We start from the raw sequence: 1,290 nt of genomic DNA on the forward strand, positions 1-1,290 counted from the left end.
GCCTCACTGACTTTCATGTCATGCGACAGTTGTTCGGTGACATCGTGGTAGCTCACCGCGGCGCCACCCAGCCGCAGGTGGAGCTCGCCGTAGTCTCGATCCCGGTAGCTGTCGATCAGCCGGGACACCACGGTGTCCACCACGATCTCGTCACCGGGAACATCCACGGCGACCAGCGCCTTGCCGCGATCGGTAGTGCGAAGGAACTCTGGCGATCCGGTGGACCAGTACGAGCTCACCGAACGCACACCGGATACCGCGGCCAGCTCGGTGGTCAGCCGTAGACCGGTGGCGGCGACCGCGGGTGTATCGATGGTTCCTACTGCGGCCGGAACATCGACCAGCACAATGACATTCGGTGTTCCTGTGGTGTACTCGTCCGCCAAGATCCGCGCGGCGCGCGCGGATTCGGCGTCCGCGTTCCAGAACCCGCCGCCGGACAATCGCTGCTGCAGCGAGACGCCACCCGCACCCGCGAGAACGAGTAACAGCGTGATCACCGCGATCACGGTCTTCGGTCGACCAACAGCTGTCCGCGCGAGTACTCGCACCGTCCCTCATCTCATCGCGGGCCCCGCACGTGCACTCCGGCGCCGTCTTCATCGCGACGGCCATCACTACCGCCGCGACCCCGGGCATGGAGGGGGCGGCGCCGGTGCCATCCCGCGACCCGGGTCGAAGCAAGTATCGATGCGGCGAACAGCCCCTGTCACTGCATCCTCCGGAGAATTTCCGCCGGAGAACTTGTCGTAGCGACAGGATTCTGAGTTGGAGTCGAGCGGCCCGCCGCTGTCAGTCGAGCACGTGCGAGCGGATGCCGGCTGCCCACTGCACGTATTCGACGTTCGTGCCGTCCGGGTGGCGCGCGTACACCACCCGACCTGTCGCCGAGACAATTGGTCCGCCGGTGATTTCGCCGCCGATGTCGGTGACGAACTGCCTCGCCGCGTCGAGGTCGTCCACGATCACCGGTCCGATGGTGTCGCGGTATGCGCTGACCGCGTTTTGCGGCCCGGCGATGACAAGGCCTACGCCCGACTCTTTGTCACCTACCTCGAGCAAGCGCTAGTTGCATCGGTCGGTCGACGGCATCAGCTACAAGATGCTCACCCAGACGCTACTTGGGTTGGAAGCCGACGGAATCGTCGCCCGCTACGACCACCACTCCGCCAACCCCCGCGTCGACTATTCGCTCACCGCGGCCGGGATCGACCTGCTCACGACCGTGCACGAACTGTGTGGCTGGTCGCGCACGCACCTGGAATCCCTGCTCGCCGCCCATCCCACCGC

The 1,290-nt window shown here is 65.7% G+C and carries 2 protein-coding genes and 1 pseudogene; 1 reads left to right on the plus strand and 2 read right to left on the minus strand.

Annotated features, from left to right (window positions below; genetic code table 11):
* Positions 1 to 551 (minus strand): annotated as a pseudogene (locus ACFWF3_RS36245) (hypothetical protein); the annotation flags it as partial.
* Positions 552 to 792: 241 nt separating this feature from the next.
* The gene (locus ACFWF3_RS36250; protein WP_379318691.1) at positions 793 to 963 is read right to left on the minus strand and encodes a VOC family protein; all 171 of its coding nucleotides are present in this window, start codon (positions 961 to 963) and stop codon (positions 793 to 795) included.
* A gap of 106 nt (positions 964 to 1,069) precedes the next feature.
* Between ACFWF3_RS36250 and ACFWF3_RS36255 the strand changes: the two genes are divergently transcribed.
* The coding region (locus ACFWF3_RS36255) for a winged helix-turn-helix transcriptional regulator (RefSeq protein ID WP_379318693.1) at positions 1,070 to 1,290 on the plus strand (221 nt) is incomplete at its 3' end.

This window comes from Nocardia sp. NPDC060220 (assembly GCF_042727815.1).
GTDB lineage: Bacteria > Actinomycetota > Actinomycetes > Mycobacteriales > Mycobacteriaceae > Nocardia.